The sequence below is a fragment of the Bartonella saheliensis genome, assembly GCF_902162175.1.
In genome coordinates, this window is the sequence record NZ_LR607282.1 from 1 (window position 1) to 2565 (window position 2565).

The 2565-nt window shown below is 33.9% G+C and carries 1 protein-coding gene; it reads right to left on the reverse strand.

Annotation, left to right across the window (positions count from 1 at the left end; translation table 11 throughout):
* Positions 1-190: 190 nt before the first annotated feature.
* Positions 191-2565 (reverse strand): type ISP restriction/modification enzyme (locus tag FS875_RS09625; RefSeq protein ID WP_144756173.1); only part of this gene is annotated, 2375 nt, incomplete at its 5' end.

A 2565-nucleotide genomic window follows, 5' to 3' on the forward strand; every position in this document is an offset into this window, starting at 1 on the left:
TATAACCTCTTAAAGGCAATCCAAATAAGGGTGTTTAAAAGTGCAAATGATTTCTTTTTAGAATAACGCATATAAACACTCCTTTTAAGATTGTATCTAATTAACTTAATAAAAGAGGTATAGATTACGCTTATAAGTTCTATACCCCTTAATAAGATTAGCATGCCCATTATAAGCATGCTTTATAAGCTTATTCAGTTTCTCTTATTTCTAATTTTGGTAAGTTCTTAACGATTTTCATTGTCTCTAAACTTACAGTAATAACCCTTTGAAATAATTCCAATGGATAAGCAGGGTTCCCCATTGTCTCAACAGCATAGCGATTGGCATCATTCACAATACCACTCTTTTTGTCAGTTTTAACACATTGACGTTCCATAACCCATTCAAGAGCGGGTTTGCCATTGACGATATACTCATAAGCTTCAAGAGGAATGTTTGTTATTGTGATATTGTTATTGTAAAAAACAGTAGATTTATCTTTTATCTTATTTTTGCTAAAGAATTGCATTTCAGTCACGTAATAAAACTTTTCTGGATTAGAGATATCAGTCTGTTTTGGATTGCCTTTTTTAAAGGTCACTGGATAAGGTTCCACATCTTCATAATTTACGTGCAAATGACCTAGTTCACGCCCCGCTGTCACAAATTTCCAAAAATCTTCAGCGCTTTTTACACAAGGAATGCGAGGTAATTCTTTAGAGAGGTTATCAGCATAACGAGTACGATAATCTTCCGAATGTAAAATTCCGTAAACATAATAGAATAGATCATCTTTTGTTATGGTTTCATTAGGATAAGCCGCTTTAAAATGTGCTAATCCCTCATCAGTAATGGCATCACGCCTCTGTAAGCAAGCTGATTTGCTATTTTCTGTAGCATTTGCAAATAAATTGGATTGTTTTTCACTTTTACTTTTTAAAACCGTAGTATCTTCATAAATATAGCGTGGAAAGCATTGACCATTCTCTATTATCTGAAGATCAGACACAGTCTTAATCATAAGTACGGAAAAGTCTTTTTTTGCTCCTGTACCTGTAAATTGTATCATTCTATTTTCAACCGCTTGTCCTATCGGAAATATGCGCGGCATTTGATAAACCATTTCATTGAAGGCGCGATTATAATAGAGCCATTGTTGTGTAAAAGGACGATATAGGCTTTGAATAAGGCATTTATCTTCAAATTCAAAAAACTTTCCTTTTTCCAAATCTTGTTTAAGAGCACGGCTCCAACTGATTTTACTTTCATCAGAATTTACAAAATTGTTTATAGCATTTTTACGTATCCTGCGATCAACATGTCCATAAGCATCTTTAAAACGTTTTACTTCACTATTATAGAAAGTAATCATATTACTCATGTTTTTTTCTAAAACTTCATGGCTTGAATTATATGCCCAAGCATCACGATTGGTTACAACTCCAAGAGAAAAAGCTTCAAAGAGTTTTTTATGATTGTTCTTGTCACCTAAAGTTAAGAATGTCTCGAAACTATCATCACGTTGACCAAGCCAATCACCATGTCTGTCTGGTGTAATTATTTGCCAACTGTTTTTACGTGTAATACCATCAATACTACCAAAGTCCTTAATTATCTTAAGCTTTTTTTCTCTTGTGCAGTAATCTTCCACAGCATGGAAATATATTTTTCCACGCTGTTGAGTTTCTGGATTTTTTACGAGAATAGAAATAGCAATAGGCGCTCTAGAACCTTCGCCAAAAATTCCACCACCTTCTTTTTTACGTTGTTCTCCAGAAGTTCGCGCATTCCCCTGTAAATGGAAAATATAAAGGCTGCTAAATTCTTCAACGAGGCATTTTCTTAAACCATCCATAGATTTAGTATCTACAAAACCCGCATTTGTAACAAAACCAACAACACCACAGTTTTGTATACGGTCACTTGCCCAACGAATTGCTCGTATATAACTGTCATAAAGTGCTTGTACGCAAGTTGCTTTTGATTGAGCAGCATAAGTTTCTCCAATACGGTTATTCAATATGGGATAAGGAGTATTTTTTGCATTATCATTTTCACTTTTTTGCCCTGTGGAATAAGGAGGATTGCCAAAGATAACTTCGATATTTAGATTTTTCTGATGTTCTAAATATTCACTGTTTTCTTTAAATAGTTCTTGTAACAAGTCTTTCCTTTCAAGCATTTGGAATGTATCGGTTAAACCAATATGCTTGAACGGGATATAATTCCCTTTCATAAGACCATGATAGGTTGCTTCAATATTAATGGCTGCTATGTAATAGGCTAGCAAGACAATCTCATTAGCATGGATATCATAACGGTATTTATATTCCATGTCTTCTGGTTTTATAAGATTTGATTGTAACAACCGTGTGATAAAGGTACCAGTACCCGTAAAAGGATCAAGAATAGAAACACCACGTGATCCTAGACTTTTTCCAAATTCATTGCGTAAAACATCATCAACAGAATGAATGATAAAATCAACAACCTCAATGGGGGTATAAACAATTCCTAATTTTTCTACTGTACGTGGAAAAGCATAACGGAAAAATTCATTATACAGCTCTACAATTAAGCTTT